Raw genomic sequence first — 1,820 nt, 5'->3', positions numbered from 1 at the left:
GGGAGCGGTGATTGCGGCCGGAGCGACATGGGCGACCTCCGAGCGGGACGCTCAGCCTACGCCCAGCACCCTACCTTCCAGAATTCGCCAACAGTGTCCGGTCGTTTTCTGTACAAGCACGTCATATGAGACGGTTTGCACAATCAGCGCCGCCTCGAAGTGCCAGCCCTTGAAGTCTGCTTTGGCCTGGCGCTTCAGCTTGGCGGCAATGGCGCTGAGGATCTGGGCAGCCTCTTGGGTGAGGGGCGCAACCACGGCCGGCATACCTAACGAGCCGTGAACCTCATAAAGTCTGCAACAGGCCCCGCGCCGCTTAGGCGCCTACCCGCTCTGGGCCTGTGGGACCGGCGTGGTGAGGTGTCCTGAAGTTCCGCAAATCTCATTGGACGCTATCGGCCTACGAGCTCGCTGACCAACTCACATGTAACCGAGCGACTGAAACGAGCGAGTTCTCTGGCGAACTCCTTGACCGCCGGGAGGAGCCGTCCATGAACCGCCGCTGGACCTTGTTCGCTGGAGCCTCGCTCCTCGGAATGCTGGCAGGATGGCGTGCCCTCGGCCGGACTGAGACCGAGATTGAACATTTTGAGGTCCAGAAGAGCGATGCCGATTGGCGGCGCCAACTCAGTGCGGCTGAGTACGCAATCCTGCGCGGTCATGGAACCGAGCGCGCCGGCTCAAGTCCGCTCAATCATGAGAAGAGGCCAGGCCGCTTTGCTTGCGCTGGCTGTGACCTTCCTCTGTTCTCGTCGGATACGAAGTTCGAGAGCGGAACTGGCTGGCCGAGCTTCTGGGCGCCACTCCCCGATGCGGTCAGTCCCACCTCGGATACGATGTTCGGGATGAGCCGCACGGAGGTGCATTGCCGCCGCTGCGGTGGCCATCTCGGCCACGTCTTCAACGATGGTCCGCCCCCCACGGGTCAGCGCTACTGCATGAACGGTGCGGCTCTGCGCTTTCTCCCCATCTGACCGTTCCTCGTCTGCCGCGCCTCAGGAGACGTCTATGAGCCGCCTGACTCTCAATCGCCTCGCCCGTCGCCTCTGGCCAGGTCTCTGGCCAAGTGCGGTCGCGGTCATGGCCGGGGTTGGCCTCCTCGCAGGCTTGCATAGCTACGGGCTCGCGGAAGAAGCGAGCCGGCGCTTGCCAGAGGCAGCTCTGCAAGCGACGGAACCCACGGGTGGATTACGCACCGCCACGCTGGCTGGCGGCTGCTTCTGGGGTGTTCAAGGCGTGTTCGAGCATGTTCGCGGCGTGAAGCAAGCTGTGTCAGGCTATGCCGGTGGTAGCCGGGATTCGGCAACCTATGAAACGGTCAGTTCCGGCGAGACAGATCATGCCGAGGCGGTGCGCATCACCTACGATCCGTCGGTCATCCGATACGACGAAGTTCTGCAGATCTTCTTCTCGATCGCCCTTGATCCGACGCAGGTAAACCGGCAGGGCCCCGACACCGGTCCGCAATACCGCTCTGCGATCTTCCCCAGCGACGCCGAGCAGGAGCGGGTGGCGACGAGCTACATCGCTCAGCTTGAGGCAGCCAAGCTGTATTCCCGGCCGATCGCCACGAAGATCGAACGGGATGCAGCCTTCTATCCGGCCGAAGACTATCACCAGGACTTCATGGCCTTACACCCTCGCCATCTCTACATCGTTGCGAATGACGCCCCGAAACTGCGCGATCTGCAGAGGCTCTTCCCCGAGCGCGCGACCTCCAAGCCTGTCCGCCGTCATCACTCTTGAGACAGATTGAGGCCCTTCACGAACGGAGGATGGCTGGTTCATCGTAGTCCTGAGGCACGAAGATGAAGCAGACATCC

At 62.4% G+C, this 1,820-nt stretch carries 3 protein-coding genes; 2 read left to right on the top strand and 1 reads right to left on the bottom strand.

The window, feature by feature from the left end; genetic code table 11:
- Positions 1–51 precede the first annotated feature (51 nt).
- Positions 52–255: a hypothetical protein gene (locus tag WDW90_RS36785; protein ID WP_336492669.1), complete on the bottom strand. Its 204-nt coding sequence runs from the start codon at positions 253–255 to the stop codon at positions 52–54.
- Between the two features lie 233 nt (positions 256–488).
- Here WDW90_RS36785 and msrB point away from each other — a divergent pair, with 233 nt between their 5' ends.
- Positions 489–971, top strand: a complete 483-nt coding sequence (gene msrB / locus WDW90_RS36780; RefSeq protein ID WP_336492668.1) for a peptide-methionine (R)-S-oxide reductase MsrB — start codon at positions 489–491, stop codon at positions 969–971.
- 34 nt (positions 972–1,005) lie between these two features.
- Entirely contained in the window at positions 1,006–1,743 is a 738-nt protein-coding gene (gene msrA, locus WDW90_RS36775; RefSeq protein ID WP_336492667.1) for a peptide-methionine (S)-S-oxide reductase MsrA, read from the top strand.
- The last annotated feature ends 77 nt before the right edge of the window (positions 1,744–1,820 follow it).

It is taken from the genome of Methylobacterium nigriterrae, assembly GCF_037106235.1.
GTDB classification, from domain to species: domain Bacteria; phylum Pseudomonadota; class Alphaproteobacteria; order Rhizobiales; family Beijerinckiaceae; genus Methylobacterium; species Methylobacterium nigriterrae.
The sequence above is the reverse complement of the archived record's forward strand: the minus strand, read 5'-3'. Positions and strand labels throughout refer to the sequence as shown.